We start from the raw sequence: 20,131 nt of genomic DNA, 5'->3' as shown, positions 1-20,131 counted from the left end.
GTTGAAGTGATTTGGTATATATAGTAAAATAGATAATTATGTAAAGGTATTTTCTAAGAGTAAATATAAGTTTTTAATAAAATATCTTGATAATTGCAGGAACGTATCAAAAATATCAGGAATACGGGAGGTGATTTAATTTTTGTGTCAAGAAAGCTCGTACCAAAAGATCTTATAGGTATCATAGATCTATCTATGAAAAGTTGTTTAAGAACCTTAAAGTAGATAAGTGAAATCTTATAAGTTTAAAGAAAAAATGGTAGAGCAGATGGTGTACAATACATAGTTATAATTTAATAGGAATTAATAGTTTATATTTATCCATCAATAAAAAATATTTAGATGCAATAAGACACGAATGATTATGGAGGTAAAATGTTAATAACAGCATTAGTTTTATTTATTATTACATATGTTTTAATGCTTAGCTTGTCTAAGTATCGTTACATTGTTGCATTAATTTCAGCATTTTTGTTTGTAGTAATTGGTATACTTCCTATAACGAAGATATTACCATCCATAGACTTTAATGTAATATTAATGATAGCAGGTACTATGGGAACAGTATCCTTATTTATTGATTCGAAAATGCCCGCGTTATTGTCGGACCTACTTATTCGTAAGGTTCCAAACGTATGCTTTGCTGTCGTAGTGTTATCCTTTTTTGCTGGTATTATCTCGGCGTTTGTTGATAATGTTGCCACCGTATTAATGGTTGCCCCTGTTGGGCTTGCTATTTCAAAGAAAGTAAAAATATCACCAGTTCCAGTATTAATTAGTATCGCTGTATCGTCTAATCTTCAAGGTGCAGCAACCTTAGTAGGAGATACAACTTCAATCTTACTTGGTAATTATGCAAATATGGATTTCCTAGATTTCTTTTTTATGAATGGTAAAATAGGTATCTTCTGGGTCGTAGAAGTTGGTGCACTGGCAACCCTTTTGGTTTTAATTCTTTTATTTAGAAAGGAAAAACAACCAATTGATGTGGGAGCTTTGACAAAAGTAACTGATTTTGTTCCAACTATCTTACTATGTGGCACTGTAGTTTCCTTAATTATGGCTTCCTTTATACCAAAAAAACCAGCAATTACAAATGGTTTGATATGTGTTGGTTTCTTTGTAGTTGGTATCTTATGGTCTTATATTAAGACTCACAATTCTACCTCGGCATTAAAAGCCATAAAGGAGGTAGATTACCAGACACTTTTATTATTAACAGGTTTATTTGTTGTAATTGCAGGCATTACTGAAGCGGGTGTAATAAAGAAAATCAGTGAATATTTCGTTCTCCTTGCTGGAGATAATGTTTTTATCGTTTATACCTTACTGGTGTTTGCTTCTGTTATATTTTCTGCATTTATAGATAATATTCCATATGTTGCAACAATGCTTCCAGTAGTAAGTTCTATCGCTGTGATGATGAATGTAGAGCCTTATTTACTTTACTTTGGTTTATTGATTGGTGCAACCTTAGGCGGTAATTTAACACCAATAGGAGCATCTGCCAATATTACAGCCATTGGTATTCTTCGCAAGGATGGATATGAGGTTAAGACCAGGGACTTTATGCGAATCGGTGTACCATTTACATTAATGGCGGTTTGGATTGGATATGTGCTTCTCTGGGTTATTTATCGTTAATTTTATAAAATAGATAGTGAAAGAATAGTGAAAGGACGGATTTAGATGAAAATTCTAGATCCGTCTTTTTTATACAGATTTTATCATAGTCACTAGAAATTTATCATTAGAGTTATATAGGAGCGTATAGTAATGCTTTTTAATATTACTTTTAGTTATTTTAATATGGAATAAGAAGAATAAATATACTTATTAATTTGTGATAAACTATGAGTAATCTATAGAGTTTCTGATTAATAGGGTAATAAGTATAATAACATATGTTAAATATTTAACAAATCATATATTATTAAAAACATGCTAATAATTTAGATAGACCGGCTATTGAATCTAAGATAGATTGAATGTACTTATTCATGGGTAACCCCAATGTAAGACACAAAAACGATATTGGTATACTAAAATATAGAACATTAATTAAAAAGATCCATATAGAAAAAGTACTAGATACTGAAGATATTCAATAAATGTATGAAGATCATTAAATATAGAAGTTTTCATTGATTGGCTTTTAAAATTTCCAATATTTTTAGGTAAATATGTAGAATACACAGTTAGAAGTTAAAATAACGTTAATAAGCGTAAATTAATATAGGTAAGGACTTTGATGCGTGGAATCAAGGTTCATGATAAAAACAACTGAAATAAGCTTTAAGTAATATAAATGTAAAAGTTTAAGATCAATTAATAAACAGTATGTTTTGTCTATAAATTTAGGAATGCGTATAATGTAGAAATGAAAATATAATTAAAGCAGAGTTATGAAATTTGAATTAATATAAAGATATAAATAAAACCATTAAAGAGATTAATAAGACGTGTAAAAATACAAGTAAATATAAACCAGAGAAAAAACACCAAAAAAAGGGTTTAAAGAGTTAAAACTTTAAAAACAACTCAATCTTTGCGTTAAACCTGAGTTTAGCGCAATTCTATTTTATTTATTTTGAGGTATATCATAATACTCTTTATTCAATAAAATTCATTTATTTAATGTTTAAGCTACATATCATATTTTCTATAACTCAAAAAAACTATAAAGTTGTAGAAAATTTATATATATACAATATGTTTACTAATATTCAAGGATTTATACATTTTATAGCTGCATATTTTTACTTGCTCTTAATAATGTACTTTTACTTATACCAGTAATTGAAGCTATTTCACTGAAAGTATTTCGATCACGAAGCCTTAAAGCATCACTTAATTGTTTTTTAGAATATTTCGTTGATCTTGATTGTTTATTTTTTTTGGATTTTAAATGCCCATTACAAATTCTTTCATACTTTATATCTTTTTCAAATTCTTTTATAGCATTTATCCATAGCTCATTCGTGATTTTATTAGATATAGGAACTATAATTCCTATATCAAGTACCTCTAAAGTAACTCCTAATACATCTAATGCATTACATAATTCAGATAATTCATTAAAATTATCAGCTATTCTAGATAATTTGGTTATAACTAATGTTTCACCTTTTTGTAAATTATCTATAAGGATATAAAGTTTTTCTTTATTATTTTTCTCTTTAGTTATTATGTCTATGTAAATCTTGGTTATGCCTAATGTAGTTAATTCATTAAGTTGTTTATTGATTGAAATACTTCTTTCTTTCGAACAATTTTCCATTGCTTTAATATATCCATAATTCATAATAGTATCATCTCCTATTCATTTAAATTGTATTATTACACCAAGTGATGACACCTATACACGGTGTCATCACTTGGTGTAATAATTATTTATTTCCTTATAAGTGTTCTTTCTTAGAATTTAAAATTGAAGCCATATCAAAAATATTATTTGCAATGATTTCGTCTATTTTAGAATTTTTTGAATCATTATGATTGTATATCAATTCATTTATTAGATTAGTATTATCATTAAAGATTTGATAAATAGTTTTTTTAATATTTTCATCTCCTTCTTTTTTCAATGTTATTACATCATTAAGAGAATTATTAGAAAATCTACTATTATAGAATAGCATAAATAATACTTTCTTATACTGTTCTACCATAATTTTATATTCATTAAGTGTATTATGAATTTCATAAAATGTTTTATCATTATTTGCATTACTTCTTCGTTCTTTGTTGAACATTTTAATAAGAACTCTTTTCATCTTCTGTGGATTATTAATATTGTTGTCTATGATTGTTTCTATATCGTATGTATCTACTTCAAATATTTCTCCAGCAGCTGTCATAGGGGTATGTTGCTTGTAAAGATCAATTTGTTCTTTCCCATAATTAGATTTCCCTTTGTAGTTTGAATATTTGTATCCAGTTTCAATATTATTTGTAATGGTTGAAAGTAAGTCCCTAAAGGTTATAATTCCATCATCAATCTTTCGTGCATAACTATCGCCATTGATTGCTCTAAGTAAAATTATTCTTCCTCCTAGTAAAGCAAGTATTTTATTAACAATTATATACAATATTATAATTGATTGTATTAATACACAACTGACATAAAAAAGACACCTAAATTTAGATGTCAACTGTAATATTTATTCATTTCTTTTATTGTGATATAATCTTATACCCCTATTCCAATAAATTTAATATGATACCTTGTTCTTTAAAAATACTCAAAATACTCGACAATTCTTCAAAGGTTTCACAGATTCTTGATAGTTATTGAATATAACCATATCATTTTGTTCGACAATATATAACAGTTCAAAAAAGCCTCCTTATTCATATTATTGTCCATAATTATATCCTTATAAATATTATCTATGTAATTTATAACTCCTCTTATATATCCATAGACCATAGTTCAAAGGCACTCCTACCCTATATTAATATCTTAATTTCTCTGACTTCCAGCTCGTTATATTGTGTCTTTTGTCTCACACTTCGTCTGCCTGTTTCATTTATTATTAGTAACAGCCTCCATATCAAAATTAATAATCATAATGTCCGTTTTTTTTAATATTTCTTTTGCTATTTTCAAACTCCTAATAATTATTAATGAATCTCTTATCTAGACTTGTGTCTACATTATTGACACAAGTCCAGATCTTTGTTGTATCGCGATAAAAATAAACCACCGGCTATGTCGGTGTGTCCCCAGTTAGCTTTAGCTTCAAGTAAAAAACCTCCTATGATATAATAAATGTGGGTTTGCCAACCACAAAAATTACATAGGAGGTATCCAAAAATGGATATGAATAGTTTAGCGCATACGAAATGGGAATGCAAGTATCATTTAGTTTTTGCACCAAAATATAGAAGACAGATTATATATGGAAAGATAAAAGCAGATGTTGCTCAAATACTAAGCACACTATGTAAAAGAAAAGGTATTGAAATAATAGAAGCAGAGTGTTGTAAAGATCATGTGCATATGCTTGTAAGAATACCACCAAAGTATAGTGTCTCTGAAATAATGGGATATTTGAAGGGGAAAAGTTCGCTTATGATATTTGAAAAGCATGCGAATTAAAATATAAGATAGAAATCGACACTTTTGGTGTAGAGGCTATTATGTTGATACTGTTGGAAAGAGTACAAAAAAGATTCAAGAGTATATTGCAAATCAGTTAAAAGATGATCTAGAAGCCGATCAACTCACACTGAATGAGTATATTGACCCGTTCACGGGTGAGCCAGTACAAAAAAGCAAAAAGTAATCCCTGAAAGGGAGGCTGGTAAATAAAGCTATCATGAAAGGCTCAAGGAGCTTGCAGGAGTAAGAAGGCATAAAGAAAGCCCTTTAGGGCTAGCCCGAGAAAGAAGTGCGGTTGGCTAATCCTTCAGGCGCCTTCCGGGCGCAAGCAGGTAAGAGCTCCTTATAGGGGCAGAGCAAACCACCGGCTTAGCCGGTGGTCCTGATTTCAAGAATAATATACCTGATTTTTAATTTATCAATCAATTTAAATACTGATTACTAGTATTAATCTCTTGTGAAAGTTCATCAAGTGAAGTTTAAATGGCAGAAATCGACACCGTCAGCAATTCCAACATACGCAAATAGGCGAAATCACTCTAAGAAATAACTTAATATTTTTATGTACACTGCTCGCAAGGATTCGGTATCAATAACTGACAATAAGCTACTTTGACCTTTGGATATAGAATCATAAAGTTTACAATCACCTAATAGAATATGGTATGCTTCTACGTCAAATTCTGTAGAAGAACCGGTACATTGAAATCCACATATAACTACATCAGGGCTATATGTTTTGTCCAGATACATTATAGCTGATTGTACTGAAGTATTAGGAGAAATAAACTCTAAATCATATAAAAAATATTCCGGAGCATCTGTTAACCCTCGGCATAGATAGCCATCATCAATGAACATCTTACGAAGTGTACATAGTGTGTGAAGGATTTTTACACTATCTCCATGGATACAGATAATAACAGAAGATACTTCATACTGCATATCAACCAAGCAATTTGCATACTCGTTATTTTCTTTACTCCAGATTAGCATCCTTTCGCTAAGAGCTTTTTTAAATGGCCCGGATATACGTCCTCCATAAAGCAAGGTTGTGATTGAATCCGGTATATCAGTAAAATTCGTATTATTTTTTTCTGATTCGTTACTATCGTATGGAGAAAGAAGCACAATGCTCTTACATTCATTGCAGTTATTATTCATATTCGTAAAATTTGAGTATTCTGCGATACAACGAAAAAACAGATGTTCTTTCAAAAATGGAAGCGCCATTGGGTTAATAATATATGCATCTTCAATAAAGTCTGGTTTAGAAAATATATTATCAGTTGATCCGTTCAATAATTTTGTATAGATTTGTGAAACAAGCATGGAAAACTCGCCGTACTGTTCAAGAATATTATGTACAGCTGCGGTAACCGTTGGTGCGGCATAACTATTAGCTACAATAGTCACCAAATCTATTCCTGATGAGGTTCTCAAGTTGTGTCGCGATGATGCCTTAATCATGTTATTTATTGCATATAAATCAGTGGACATTTGGTAGGTACTACCCTCAAATTCCGAATCAGCTATAACCCCGAGTACGCCATTAAGACACGCAGGTACAGAATACTTCGAGGAATTACTATGAGCAGCTACGACTATATGACGCCGTTGTATTAATTTTGCAACAGCCACCCTTAGTTTTGAAAAATCATTTGGCTGACTAGAACCAACGCTTAAGTGAATGATTGGTACTTGTTTTTCCATACACCACTCCATAGCAGCAATTAGCTGGTCACATGATGAGCGAAGTCGCTCATCATGAAAAATACGAATACTACAAAATTCTGCCATTGGAGCATATTTTGATATAATTCCAGCACAAGTCGTGCCATGATCAGTCATAATCCAATCATCTGCTTGTCTCTTCCTGACTACGCAATCATTTCCAATCTGCATATCGTATTTGACATGAATATTCGCATATGCAGATGAGTCAATACCATCATCAATCAATGCAATCAGCATTAGTTTTATCTCCCCCACAATATTTTTCTTGTTGGTATCGAAAGAGTTCAAAATATCTTTGTTTGTTTTTTAACAACTCGTCCTGTGTCCCATCTTCAATAATTTTTCCATTTTCTAAAACAATGATTCTGTCTGCTAAAAAGACGTTTGACAATCTATGGGAAGTAAAAATCGTCATTTTCCCTTGCGTAAGCGTATGAAGTGACTGAAGAATCATATGTTCGGCTTTAGGATCAAGGTTTGATGAAGGTTCATCAAGGATCAATGCTGTATGACTGCGAAAAAGAGCTCTAGCTAATGCGAGTTTTTGATGTTGCCCTCCCGATAATTCTACACCGTCTTCATCAAAAAATCTAGTTATACTCGTTCCTAAATTACCGTTTACTTTTCTTAGGATATCTTCGCACGATGCGTTTGCTAAAGCAGATTGAACAATAATATCGATATCCTCAATTTTCTGATCAGAAATAGCGAAGTTATCTCTTAGTACAAAACTATAATTTTGCATTTCTTGAAAATAAACACTAAAGTTACTACGTAACTCAGTCATAGAATAATTCTTGATGTTGATTCCATTTATTAATATCACTCCGTCATCAGGATCATAAAATCGCAAGAGTAATTTAATAAGTGTTGATTTACCAGATCCATTGAGCCCTACAAGTGCCACCTTTTCCTCACGCTTCATGTGAAAGTTAATATCATCAAGGGCAAGGAAGTTTGCACCAGGGTATGAAAAGCTTACATGGTCAAAGGTTATTGAATCAATTCTTTCAAGATGAATTTTCCTCTCTTCTATAACACGATTTCTAAAATTTTCAAGTTCTTTTATGTTATTTATCTTTATTTGATTATCATATATCTGCATTGCTGAAGATGAAAGCAACGATATCGAAGCCCAAAGTTGGCTAATAAGAGCAGTATATAAAGAATAATCCCCTACCGTGCCAAAGCCTGACATCACGCCAAGTGCAATATTTATCCCGATAATCACAATGGCTAGCTCGGGCAATAGATCCATTAGGCACGTGATAATCGTTCTTATCTTCGTAATCTTTTTTCTTTCCTTAAACAGTTTTTCCCACAATATTATATAGCGGTTTCTCAGATACTTCTCTGCGTTAAACAAGCGTAAATCTTGGGCATAACGACGATCTATAGCAATACTTTGATAATAGCTCTTCTTTCGCTCTCCATTGAGTTGTTCCAAACTTAGCTCAAATAATACTTTTGTGTATTTAGACGTAGCTATAGATGACGGAATTGCTACAACAATCATGATTAATCCATAAAGTATATTTATTTGGCTCAAAATGGTAAACGAGATAATGAATGACACCATTGCACTAAGACAAGAGAGCACATTCCACAAAATATGAGCTACCATCGACATATCGCGAGTGGCAGATGTAAATTTATCATGAAACTTAGGGTTATCAATATACTCCAAGTCCGCATTGAGCGATTGTGAGATCATCATAGCCGAAAGATACCCGTTAATTTTATCACTTTGCATAGATTGACAATACAACATTACCTTTTGTCCAAGAGAACGAAAAACAGTCACAATCAAAAGCCAGAAAAACAGATTGAAAAGCATTTGTCTTGCATCTTTCTGAACCCACTCACCCGTTAATAGATCAATGATATATTTCCCAGTGTAAGAAACAACAATCGTAAACATAGATAGTAAAATTTGACATACAATTCTGGTAATTGTGTAAAATCGTGATGAATTCCACGAAAGTGACATACAATAAGCAGTTGCAGAAAAAAAATCTAATATTTTTTTTAAATTTCCTTGAAAAAATTTCATATCTATCCTACCTATTTTCTTCAGCAAGTATCCCATCGGTCATGCGATACACGCGATCAGCGGAGTTCGCAATACTCAAATCGTGAGTGACTACAATAACACAGTAACCGTCGTTGTGTGCGAGATTGCTAAGAATTTCAATCACTCGGTTACCATTGACAGTATCCAAGTTTCCTGTGGGCTCATCCGCTAATAGTATCCGAGCACCACCTGCCAATGCACGTGCTATCGCCACCCGCTGCTGTTCACCGCCCGATAATCGCGATGGGTAACGTCGATGTTTCTCTTTCGTTATATCCACCGCACCTAGAAGCTCCATAGCCCTCATCTTAGCTTGCTTAAGCGGCACGCCGTTTAATTCCATTGGATATATAACATTTTCGATTGCAGAAAGCATAGGGAACAGCTGAAAGGCTTGGAAGATCATTGACACTTGTTCCCGGCGGTAGCGGTCTAAGTTAAGTTTTGACAAATCTTCGCCATTGATCGATATTCTGCCGACTCCTGGTTTATCAAGTCCTGCCATAAGAGATAACAACGTGCTTTTTCCACTACCAGAAGTCCCAATAATAGCATGAAACAATTCGCTATCAAACGTACAATTTATTCCGGTCAGTGCATCGCGGTCACCCTGTTTATATCGATATCCAACATTTTCAAGTTTAAGCAATGTCTGTTCCTCCTATTCTTTGACCTGTAAAAGTTCAAGAGGGCTGCGTTCGACAGCAAAGCCTGCACCAACAACCGCTCCAAGTAATGTTCCAGCGAAGTAAACGAAAGCACACAGCACAACAGAACCTGGTAATGAAATTGTACTTCCGTTTAATAACGTAACCAATATCAAGCCTATGATAGCCCCGGTGAGGCAAAGTATGGCTTGCTCTAAAGTGAGTGCGATACGAACGCGTAACTTCGTTGCCCCCAGTATCCTCATAATGGCTGTCTCTTTCGATCGCTGCGTAATCAACAGCAGTGATAATACAATGGCAATCAACGTTGACACCACTACAACTACTGGGTAGAGTACGGTTAACAGCTCAATGTTTTTTTCTAGAGGACCAACGACCTTGGTAAGTTCTTCATCCCAAAGCAATAACCTAAGCTCAACAACCCCAGCGTCAGACCGCATAACAATGCTTTCGGCTTCTTCTCGAAACGACGCTAAGTCTCTATTCTTTGCTGGGTCTATCACAAATTCTGCCGAGATGTACAATAGCTCACCTTCTTTTAAGAGTGTAAGCATAGATAACGGCATAAGAATGGTCTCCACACTGGAGCCAAGGTTGCCAGCAATCGGCTCGGAATACTGCCCTGCCACTCTAAATGTGTAGGCTTTGTAGCCACTTTCAATATTTATCACATTTCCAATTTGTACGCTTAAGCGCTCCATTAGCATTTTTGGAAGCACCGCAGGTGGAGGCTCTCCCGTCGAGATTATGTCACTGTCTGAAGAGAATTTCTTGGTAAAAAGAGTTTCACTTATGCTTCCTGAATATTCTATTTTAATGTTTTTGCCGCTCCCTGAGAAAAAGTGCTCTGGCCTGTCAAATCCGTACAAAACGATACCACTTTTGGCAATATTAAGTTGTAATATACCATCTATCATAGGATAAACAACAGCTTCCGCTGCTGATTCCACATACATATCTTTGATATAACCTGTGCTCACGAGGTCGTCAATCGTTTGTTTTCTGATAAATGAACCACTCTCTCCTCCATTATACGAAGTTGTATTACCTTTGATGATGTCACCGGTTACGACGGTTGTTTCATAAAGACGTGCTACTTCACCGGTGCTGAATACTATCGTTTGATGTATCCACCCAATAGCTGCGATAGAACACATTGGCAAAACAATCGCAAGACAGGTTTTAAGGGGGGCGCGGACGATATGGTGGAATACATAGCGGGTAATTTGGGCAAACCCAAGATTCGTATGAGACTCTGGGTTTTTGCCGATGCTGCAAACTATGTTTGCCGCAGTGCTCCCTCTCACAGGGGAAGTATTATCCTCTTTGATTTCGTTGACTGTGTTACCAACTTTTTTATTCTGCTTTACTCGTGAACCAGTATTCAAAAGTAACATCAAGACTGGCTGGCTGGCAAGTGACAACACCCCGAAAAACGTAAGAGTAATCATAAAAGCTACGATGCTAATACAAAGTAAGGCTAGCCAGGTAAGAGGTAGCGACGCAGACACTGTAAATTCCGTGGAGCCTTTAAGCGAAGCCAGCGTCTTAAAAACTTTCCCAAGTGTGTACCTCCATGATAAAACCCCGCTTATGATGGTGCCACCGCCGCCAATCACTAGCATCGGCAAGAGCATCCAGAAAACGGTGGCCTTCTTAGATACTCCCAAGGCTCGCAGGATGGCAAAGTCGTGCCTGCGTCCACGTAGATAAAGGAACACAGCTAGAAGCAGTGCTAGGATGAGAGTCAGTCCAGATACCAGTGCATTCAAAGACGTGGAACTTAATATCGGTTCGGTTGACGCATTGAAAGTCTCCCATCCGTTGTCCATAAACACCGCACGCATACCGATTGCCGATAACGCAGTGCTGGTCTCTTCGGTGAATGACTGTATGTCTCTAGGCGAGTTCAGGACAAAACTATAGGAACTTTGAGTATTCCCTAAGATACCGATTTCAACGGGCATACAGGAATCTGGTATGAAAACTCGGAGATTGCGTGAAGTTAATCCTGTGCTACTTGTGGTCATAATGTTATAAATACCCGCAATCTCAAACGTCTCGGTATACGTATCGTAGTTTTCCCAATGATCCCAATCCTCGCCGAATATGATATATCCATAATACAGCGTTTTTAATTCCCTCATCGTCAGCGTAATCCTATCTCCCACCGACAAGCCGCGAAGCTGGGCAAACTCTTGGCGTACCATACAGACACGGTTGGCATTGTTGTTATCCTCCATATTCAGCCATCGCCCATCAACCAAATAGTAGCGACCTTCCTTGGAATAGGTAGGTTGCACCATAGGTTGAGCGCTCATGTCTTTTAAGCCGACAACTAGCATAGTGCTTTGATTTTCCTTTAGTACCGCTACTTCATTGGCAAAGTCTGCCCACTCATCGGAACTAAAGTCAATGGTTTCTCCTGCTTGAACGGGAAAAGCCCACAACTCACCGATGATTGGCTTGAGTCGGAATTCCTTTGAGTCGGGATTGTAATACGCCCGAAGGAAATAACGTACGCCCTGGTTGAGGGACTCATACAGTTCTTTTGCAACCTCTTCACTTTCATCGTCGAGGGACAGCGTAACAAGCTGTCCAACCCTCACACGTTCAGGATAACCAGCTTCCACATAGTCCACCTTAAAATTAACCTGGTATTGAGTTTCAGTTAACCTGTGCAAATCTGACGGTATTTCTAAAATCTCCTTTGAATCAATCGTTCCGTATATTAATATATCGCTAACATTCAGCCCGACAGAAGAGACGGGGGAACCGGGGTAATCACTGCTGGTTCCGTCAATGTCTGGATTATATAACCCTTGAAGTACACCCGTGGACATCCGCCAGTTGTCGTCGAACGCCACGTATTTACTGTCCTTGACAATAGAGATACCATTGGTGACATCGTCCGTATCCTGCGTATGTAAGGTGGCGATCGCACGGTAATAAGCGGAGATACGCTCTACCTCCTGATTTATCACAAAATACTCGACTGCCCGGGAAACAAATAAAAATGAAATAGCCCCCACAAGCAAAAATAAAAGAACCGAACGTACCGGCTGTCGAATTGTTGAGCGAAAAAGCACATTCAATTTCATGTTAGCACTCCTCTGATTCTTTACTTTCATTAACCGCTTAAAAGTTATAAATTTCAGAATTTCTTCTTAATATAATCCTGGTCTCACCTATAGGTGAGACGAGGTCACCAAGTTCAATGTAATGGAGAAACCTGATTCGCTAGATTCAATTAGTCGTAGTTACACCAACATAACATTAAGACAAAGCTTTATCTTCCGTTAGCTGAATCGCCACCTGTGTAGTTAGTAACGGGGTTATACGCACCAGTGATGTCATTCTGATTATCAGTAGCTGTCGGATTACCAACTTGACACACACACACACAAGCACAAGTGCAGGAACAAGCTGCATATGCACACATACATACATACGCCTCAACTGAATCTGCAACAATACCTCTTTTACGTAAATTTTTCATTGTACTTCACCTCCTCTCAATAAATTATGAATCCCCATTGTACTTGACTTGCAGAATAAATAATATATCAAAATAAATACTAAATTAAATAACACTTTGTACACCAATTGCATATGCAATTTTATTCACAGTGGAAAATCCATATTCCTTAAGAAACGTATTAGATATTCTAATATCAAATGCTTTTTCTAACTCAAAAAAAAGATACACAAAATCAACACCCGAAAATTGAAAAATACTTCCGGTTAGTGGTTCATCCCAAAGCTCTGGTATGAGTAATGTCTCTGGAATATTAAACCTATGTAGTAAGACATCAACTATCTTATAATGGATAACATCATTCAACTCCACAATAATAATCACCTATTCCCTTTCCATTTAAGACAGTAAGAAGGATCGCATATGGGTGTATAAATCATCTACACCTTGCCCCACAACATCAAAGAGCGGAATCTTCGAGATTGCTCTTTGGCTATTAATTTGCTTTTGTACAGTTTGCAAATCTACATGAACATGAGAGAGCGCATACTCTTGCATAACATTCATAGAATCTATCACCACATTACTGACATGAACTGCATGGATTGAAGACCCGAACTTATTCGAAAAGTCAGCACTCAGCCTATCAACCAATTCACCAATCGCTAGATCACATGGCACACAACACACCAAGTAATCAGGATTTATCGCTTGACATAGCATATATGTACGAATTCCAAACCCATTAGGAGCATAATCATTAAAACGCTTTAAAGCATCCGGAGCCTCGAGCAAAACAACATCCGGTCTTTCAATCAATTCGAGAGCTTTAATAAATCGGTTAATTTCGTGTACTTTTTGTGCTTCGCTAAGATCACATCTCCCAATAATATGAGATAATGTATGAAACCCAAACATTCTTCCGATGGAATTCTTTGTAACTGTAGTCACAGTGAGACCCTCGTCACGAAGTTTATCCACCAACCCCAACAAAACTTCAAAAACATCTGCTTCCTCAAAAAGCCCGCCAACCAGCACAACTGGTTTATCAAGGTACGAGAATTCGTTTTCACTTATTCCATACTTGGAAGCCTCTAGAATAGTTTCCTCGCTAAACTTAACCTTTTTCGAATAGATTTCTGAAAGCAACTGCACTCTCTGTGGAGCATTTGTATAACTGCTAAAATAGTGAAGAATCTTATCCGCTTGCAACAAACGTTCGAAAATATCCTCAATGTTTACGGCGTATTCATATTGTGCACTCGTCACATCTGCGAAAACCAACATGTCCCACGCGGAACGCTCTGAAAATAACGCATCTGTTACAGTTAATCCTACATCAGGATGTGCACGCGAATAACCTGCATCTTTCCCAACAAGTCCATTGCCAGGAAATGAAATTAATTCACTTAGTGTATAACGGTTCTGTAATTTATTAAAGAATTTTACAACTGGTAAATGTTTGGAACTGAATGGATATAGTGCTACCGGAATTCTCATTGATTGCTCACCTCACAACTCTTTATACGCCTAACTTCAGCAGAATAATAAAATGGTACTTCCTTAAACAAAAGATAATGCTTCAACTTATTAATAGTAGCTCTTTTAACTTCGTCACAATTAGATATCTTTACTATATCAGACAATTTATCTGTACCATCATCTGCTTTTTTTGCACATATCGTACAATATCGAAAACACCAACAGTTTTTACAAGCACTTTCAGTGATTTTACCAACGTTTAATATGGCAGAGGCATTTTCATAGTTAAAACCTTCTTCGAGACTTCCGATGCACATACAAGGCGTAGTTTCGCTTACACGTTCGCAAGGAAAAAATTTACCATACGTATTGACAAATAGTCGTAACTGACCAGGAATACACGGTCCTGACGGAGCATCGAAATAGCGAAGAGCTGACGGAGCATCAATTTTAATATTATCTTTGACAACCATACCCACAGAACGTTTTAAAATCGGAGAAACTAATTCGTCTGGAAAGCGTCCAAAATGAGCAAGTAGTGCTAAAAAACGTTGATATTCATATTTCCACGTGTATTCTTCAGAAAAACATAGTGTTTGTCCATCATAGGTATAATCTACAATTGAAGAAACTATATTTAATTTATCAAACTCGTCTCCATCAATGCAAACAGAGTTGAAACAATCAAAATCGAGCTGTGGATCCATAACCATGCTTATCTGCATATTCTTAGCATAATCTGGAGCGACTTTCCGTACCAGCGAAATACCTTTCGTTACTGCGTCATATGAGCCACGACCATCTGCAAATACACGGTTAAGGTCATTGACTTCCCTAGGTCCATCCAGGCTTATCATCAGTGAAATATTATGTTTTTCAAGAAATAGAATAATATCTTCATTTAAAAGTGTACCATTAGAAGTCATGTTGAATGTTAATGCTTTGCCCCGAAAACGTTCCTCACTATACTCGACAATCTGTTTAAGCAAATGAAATTCTAACAGGGGTTCACCGCCATAAAGTCCGATGTTAACACTGTTACTATCTACAGCGTGTTCCCATATGAAATCTATAGCACATTTTGCTGTTTCCCATTCCATAATTTGGGGTGAATGGGTGCGCTGACCAAGATTGCGAGTATCAGAATAAATGCAATACTTACATCGAAAATTACAGTTTTGGGTCAATTGCAACGTGATTTTAGATAGTTTGCGTTCAAGGAAAGTAGGTAGAAAATCAGTATAAGAATGTTTAATTTCTTTTACCTTACTATCGGAGGATATATATCCGTTCTCTTTTAGTTCTCTTAATTCATCTGGTAAACATACATCATCTTGAATTTCTTCGGACAAGAGCTTTTGCAGATATTCAAACGACGACTCTAAAATTGGTAACATCATGTTGCTATTCACATCAAATATGTATTTCCCATTCGGTGTGCTAAATAGCTTAATATATAACGACATTCGCATTATCCTCCTATCGACTAAATCAATCTAAAGTCCATAGCGCCATTACCGCTTGCTATAATAATATCGTGTTGTCGGTCTTTAGTCAATATAAAATGTAATAATTTTACATATAAATTACATTAATTTACAATGGAATATACCTCAATTTTTTCCCTTGTTAAATGAAAAAGTAAATTCCAGTTTGCACGAGTAAATTCTAGTCTCCTTATTTACTGGAATTTAGTCGTGCACAACTCTTTATGTTCTGTTACTATGGTTATATGGTTATCTGTCTGTGCAGAAAGAGGAAACTATGAAAGATAACCAAAAACATTTAACACTAAGTGATCGTATTATTATTGAACTAGGATTAAACGCTGGAAAGCCCTTCTCTATTATTGCAGCACAGGTGAACAAAGATCCCTCCACCATTTCAAAAGAAGTAAGAAAACATAGGACTTTAAAGCAGCATAAATCACGTAATTCATTACCACGATGCATACATTACAAAACTTGTAATGAAAGACATGTATGCAAAGATATAGTATGTTACAAAACTTGTAATGAATGTTCCAAGTGTTATAACAAATGTGCTAAATATACGTCAAAAACATGTGGTAGATTAGATAAGCCACCTTATGTATGTAACGCATGTCCTAGTCTTGTAAGTTGTCCTTATCATCGATTAATATATGTAGCCAAATACTCTGATGATTGCTACCGAGAGCTCCTATCGTCCTCTAGGGAAGGTATAAATCAATCACCTGAAAGTATGCAAAAGTTAGATCAATTAATATCACCACTTATATTAAAAGGACAATCTCTAGCGCACATTTATGCCCATCATTCTGGCGAGATTCTTTGTTCTCGTCGAACCCTTTACAAATACATAAGTAAGAATGTTTTTACTGTGAGAAACATTGATCTCCCAAGAAAGGTAAAATATAAAATCAGAAAGTCTCATACATCTAAGGTTTCTGTAAATAGGGAGTATTGTTTAAACCGAACATATAGTAATTTCACAGAGTTGATCCAGCACCATACTGACTTATCTGTGGTCGAAATGGATACCGTAGAGGGACAAAAAGGTGAAAATGTTTTATTAACACTCTTGTTTAGAAAATCTAGTTTGTACTATATAAGAGTAGAGATTTTGTCTCTATTCTTATTTTTTGTTATGATGAGATTGATTGGCTGACGTAATTCTAGATGGGACACCACGCCCGACGTTAAACCTGTCAGCCAGCTCTCATTATCATTCATTCGATTCAGCAAGTTGGGACGTAGCTCCCGTGTAACTAACAAACCTGTTTAGATATTTGAGAAGTTGGAACCAATCATAACAAAGACAAAGGAGGATTACCATGATTGCAGTGGGTATTGATGTATCAAAATCTAAAAGTACTATTGCAGTTCTAAGTTCCACAGGAGAAATTATTCTTAAACCGTCCGAAATTCACCATAATGAATATGATCTAGGTCAATTCATTGCTATGCTGAAAAGTCATAATGATGAGATTCGTATAGTGATGGAAGCAACAGGTCATTATCACTATCCCATTCTCAAACAGCTTCTTGCTGCCAATTTATTTGTTTCTCTAGTTAATCCTTATCTCATGAAAAAGTATGGAGATAATGAGATTCGCAAAGGTAAAACTGATAAAAAAGATGCTATGCGAATCGCAAAATATGCTTTAGAAAAAGCTTATTTCCTTACTCCTTATACTGGAATCGATGAGAAATATAATGACTTAAAATTTCTTTCTCGGCAGTATAACCAAAACGTTTCAATGAAAGTAAAAGCAAGAGTTCAACTTTCTAATTTACTCGATGAAATAATGCCAGGTATTCAATCGATTCTCACATCAAACACGTACGATCCAGACGACAATCTTCTTTATCGTTTTATAGAAAAATACGAAAGCTTTGATACTATAAAAGCAATGACTGAGAAGCGCTTTATTTCATCTTATGTCAAATTCGCTTACAAAAGCGGAGCAAGAAACCCTCAAATGAAAGCCCTTAAAATTTATGAAACTGCCACCAAAAGCATTACTACTAGAGGCGTTAATACAAGTACTTTAGTTGCTGTTAAAAATGCTTTACTCTTACTAAAGCAAACAGAAACTTCATCTAATGCTATACTAAGTCAAATGCAATCAATAGCCTCTACATTGCCAGAATACCCAGTTGTAAGGGCTATGAATGGAGTAGGTGATAAACTAGCTCCACGCTTGATTGCTGAAATCGGGGATGTTCGCCGATTTAAAAATGCACGTGCTCTCAATGCCTATGCGGGGAATGATGCTCCACCGTTTCAATCTGGTCAATATGAAAGCCTTAACCGGCACATATCTAAAAGAGGTTCAGCAAGCCTACGAAAAGCGGGTTATGAGGTCATGCAATCCCTAAAGTTACATAAACCCGAAAATGATGCTGTTTATCTCTTTATGATTAAAAAAGAAGGTGAAGGTAAGCCAAAAAATGTAGCCAAAATGGCAGGGGTAAATAAATTTTTACATATCTACTATGCTCGTGTAACAGAAATCTATAGATAATATTTTTTTCTCATATCTATGAGGTTTATTAAAGTTACCCTTTTTTAAGCTAAAAATTATTTCAATTTATACTTGACTTTTATTAGCAAGGTTTAATGTTGATTTTTCTAATGGATACTAAAACACAAGAATGTGTAAAAGAAGTGTTTGACTACTTGACTAAGACCTTAGGTCTAAAAAATTTCAAAAAATTATTTCAAGTAGTATTAACAGACAGAGGCACCGAATTTCAAGCTCATAAAGATTTAGAATATAATAGAAGTGGTAAAAAACGTACTAGTATCTATTACTATGATCCGCAGTGTTCATGGCAAAAGGGAATGATTGAAAAGAATCATGAATTTATTCGATATGTTGTACCAAAAGGAAGTACCTTTGACTGCTACAACCAAAAAGAAGTATACAAACTGATGAATCACATAAATAGCATTTCTAGAGATAACCTTAATGGTTATTCACCATATCAGTTATCTCTAATGCTGCTTGACAACTCTCTACACAAAAAGTTATCACTATGTGAAATACATCACGATGAAGTAATACTAAAACCAGCATTACTAAAACACTAAACTAAGGCGCAGACAGAATTCCACTAACATACAAACTTAACTTCGAACTGGTGGAATTTAGTCATGCACGACAATATCCAGTTGCTTATTAAGTATGTAAAAAAGTTGATTTTTCTGAGTCTTAGAAGTTAATTATATATCATAAATTAATATATGTTAAGTGAAAAACTAGAATTTAGTCTAGCAAACAATAGTAGTTTAGCTGAACTGGAATTTACTTTTTCATGTAACCCAATTTTTTCCCTTGAATAATTCTAATAGAAATTAATCACTATGATGTTGGGGTATAAACCTAGTTTTTATTTACCCCATATTCTTTAGAACTTTGAAAAATTTATATTTTGTAGAAAAATTCAGTTACTTTATCATTTTTTAGTATATGCGCAGACCTTTTCTCCATTTTTGCATTTGTTTTTCTATGTACTGCTCTACACTATATCCATACATTTGATTGTAGTACAACCAGTTTGTTTGGGTGCTTATGTTGCATACATACCCTTAACCGCTGTCTTACATATGCATCTATGGCGTGAAGTTGTTTACTAAAACTTTTGAGATAGCAGTGGCTTTCCTGCCCGAAGAGTTTATTCTTTTCAACTGCTTTACGGATTTACCCTCTGTACCCACACCTCTTGACTTAACGTCAGCGTTTACAGGTTTCGTCTTTTAACTTCTTCTTGAAGTCTTTGAACGACTGTTCCGTCGTTTCTACTATAAAGTATTTCCCACTTCCATCTTCTCTTTCTCTCCAATGTTTGTTAAATCCTACAAATTTAAATTCATCATTATGTAAATCTGCTAATTTAGTTTTATTCATTGCTATTTCAAGTCCTAAATCTGTAATTACCCTTTTTGCTATTTCTCCGGCTCTCTTGACTTCTTATTCCGATTTTGCAAAGAGCAGAAAATCGTCGCAATAACGTACAAATTTTATGCCTTCTTTTTCTAGTTCCAGCCTAATTCGTTTAGATATACATTTGAAAGTAACGGAGATATGACCCCACCTT

General features: G+C 35.1%; 14 protein-coding genes and 1 pseudogene. 5 read left to right on the top strand and 10 right to left on the bottom strand.

Annotation, left to right across the window (positions count from 1 at the left end):
• The first annotated feature begins 375 nt into the window (after nucleotides 1-375).
• Entirely contained in the window at nucleotides 376-1,644 is a 1,269-nt protein-coding gene (locus BN4220_RS16065; RefSeq protein WP_066718737.1) for an SLC13 family permease, read from the top strand.
• A 1,099-nt stretch (nucleotides 1,645-2,743) separates the two neighbouring features.
• On the opposite strand, the gene BN4220_RS16060 is transcribed toward BN4220_RS16065, so the two are convergent.
• Together BN4220_RS16060 and BN4220_RS16055 are read right to left on the bottom strand one after the other, a co-directional pair.
• A complete protein-coding gene (locus tag BN4220_RS16060; protein WP_066718734.1) occupies nucleotides 2,744-3,304 on the bottom strand; it encodes a recombinase family protein in 561 nt (186 codons plus the stop codon).
• Nucleotides 3,305-3,401: 97 nt separating this feature from the next.
• Nucleotides 3,402-4,154, bottom strand: a complete 753-nt coding sequence (locus BN4220_RS16055; protein WP_197467949.1) for a hypothetical protein — start codon at nucleotides 4,152-4,154, stop codon at nucleotides 3,402-3,404.
• A gap of 665 nt (nucleotides 4,155-4,819) precedes the next feature.
• Here BN4220_RS16055 and tnpA point away from each other — a divergent pair.
• Nucleotides 4,820-5,291, top strand: a pseudogene (gene tnpA, locus BN4220_RS16050) (IS200/IS605 family transposase).
• Nucleotides 5,292-5,641: 350 nt separating this feature from the next.
• Here the strand turns inward: tnpA and BN4220_RS16045 are convergent.
• From BN4220_RS16045 to BN4220_RS16010, 8 genes are all read right to left on the bottom strand, one after another.
• A complete protein-coding gene (locus tag BN4220_RS16045) occupies nucleotides 5,642-7,081 on the bottom strand; it encodes a S8 family serine peptidase (RefSeq protein WP_066718730.1) in 1,440 nt (479 codons plus the stop codon).
• Nucleotides 7,062-8,897, bottom strand: a complete 1,836-nt coding sequence (locus tag BN4220_RS16040; RefSeq protein ID WP_066718723.1) for an ABC transporter ATP-binding protein — start codon at nucleotides 8,895-8,897, stop codon at nucleotides 7,062-7,064. Before BN4220_RS16040 ends, BN4220_RS16045 begins: the two co-directional genes overlap by 20 nt.
• 7 nt (nucleotides 8,898-8,904) lie before the next feature.
• Nucleotides 8,905-9,567, bottom strand: a complete 663-nt coding sequence (locus BN4220_RS16035) for an ABC transporter ATP-binding protein (RefSeq protein WP_066718720.1) — start codon at nucleotides 9,565-9,567, stop codon at nucleotides 8,905-8,907.
• Between the two features lie 12 nt (nucleotides 9,568-9,579).
• Entirely contained in the window at nucleotides 9,580-12,687 is a 3,108-nt protein-coding gene (locus BN4220_RS16030; protein ID WP_066718717.1) for an FtsX-like permease family protein, read from the bottom strand.
• 188 nt (nucleotides 12,688-12,875) lie between these two features.
• Nucleotides 12,876-13,085: a hypothetical protein gene (locus BN4220_RS16025; protein ID WP_066718715.1), complete on the bottom strand. Its 210-nt coding sequence runs from the start codon at nucleotides 13,083-13,085 to the stop codon at nucleotides 12,876-12,878.
• An 84-nt stretch (nucleotides 13,086-13,169) separates the two neighbouring features.
• Complete coding sequence (locus tag BN4220_RS16020) at nucleotides 13,170-13,448, bottom strand: hypothetical protein (RefSeq protein WP_066718711.1); 279 nt, start codon at nucleotides 13,446-13,448, stop codon at nucleotides 13,170-13,172.
• Between the two features lie 15 nt (nucleotides 13,449-13,463).
• Nucleotides 13,464-14,564, bottom strand: coding sequence for a hypothetical protein (locus tag BN4220_RS16015; RefSeq protein WP_066718706.1), 1,101 nt, complete (start codon nucleotides 14,562-14,564; stop codon nucleotides 13,464-13,466).
• Nucleotides 14,561-16,012 carry a radical SAM protein gene (locus BN4220_RS16010; RefSeq protein WP_066718703.1) on the bottom strand — a complete coding sequence of 484 codons (1,452 nt, stop codon included), beginning with the start codon at nucleotides 16,010-16,012 and terminating at the stop codon, nucleotides 14,561-14,563. The genes BN4220_RS16015 and BN4220_RS16010 overlap by 4 nt, the downstream gene beginning before the upstream one ends.
• 298 nt (nucleotides 16,013-16,310) lie before the next feature.
• Here BN4220_RS16010 and BN4220_RS16005 point away from each other — a divergent pair, with 298 nt between their 5' ends.
• The 3 genes from BN4220_RS16005 (at nucleotide 16,311) to BN4220_RS15995 (ending at nucleotide 19,124) form a co-directional block, all read left to right on the top strand.
• A complete protein-coding gene (locus BN4220_RS16005) occupies nucleotides 16,311-17,195 on the top strand; it encodes a helix-turn-helix domain-containing protein (RefSeq protein ID WP_066718699.1) in 885 nt (294 codons plus the stop codon).
• Nucleotides 17,196-17,361: 166 nt separating this feature from the next.
• Entirely contained in the window at nucleotides 17,362-18,555 is a 1,194-nt protein-coding gene (locus tag BN4220_RS16000) for an IS110 family transposase (RefSeq protein ID WP_066718695.1), read from the top strand.
• A gap of 95 nt (nucleotides 18,556-18,650) precedes the next feature.
• Entirely contained in the window at nucleotides 18,651-19,124 is a 474-nt protein-coding gene (locus tag BN4220_RS15995) for a hypothetical protein (protein WP_066718691.1), read from the top strand.
• Nucleotides 19,125-20,131 lie beyond the last annotated feature (1,007 nt).

Source organism: Clostridium sp. Marseille-P299, from assembly GCF_900078195.1.
Classification (GTDB): domain Bacteria; phylum Bacillota; class Clostridia; order Lachnospirales; family Lachnospiraceae; genus Lachnoclostridium.
The sequence above is the reverse complement of the archived record's forward strand: the minus strand, read 5'-3'. Positions and strand labels throughout refer to the sequence as shown.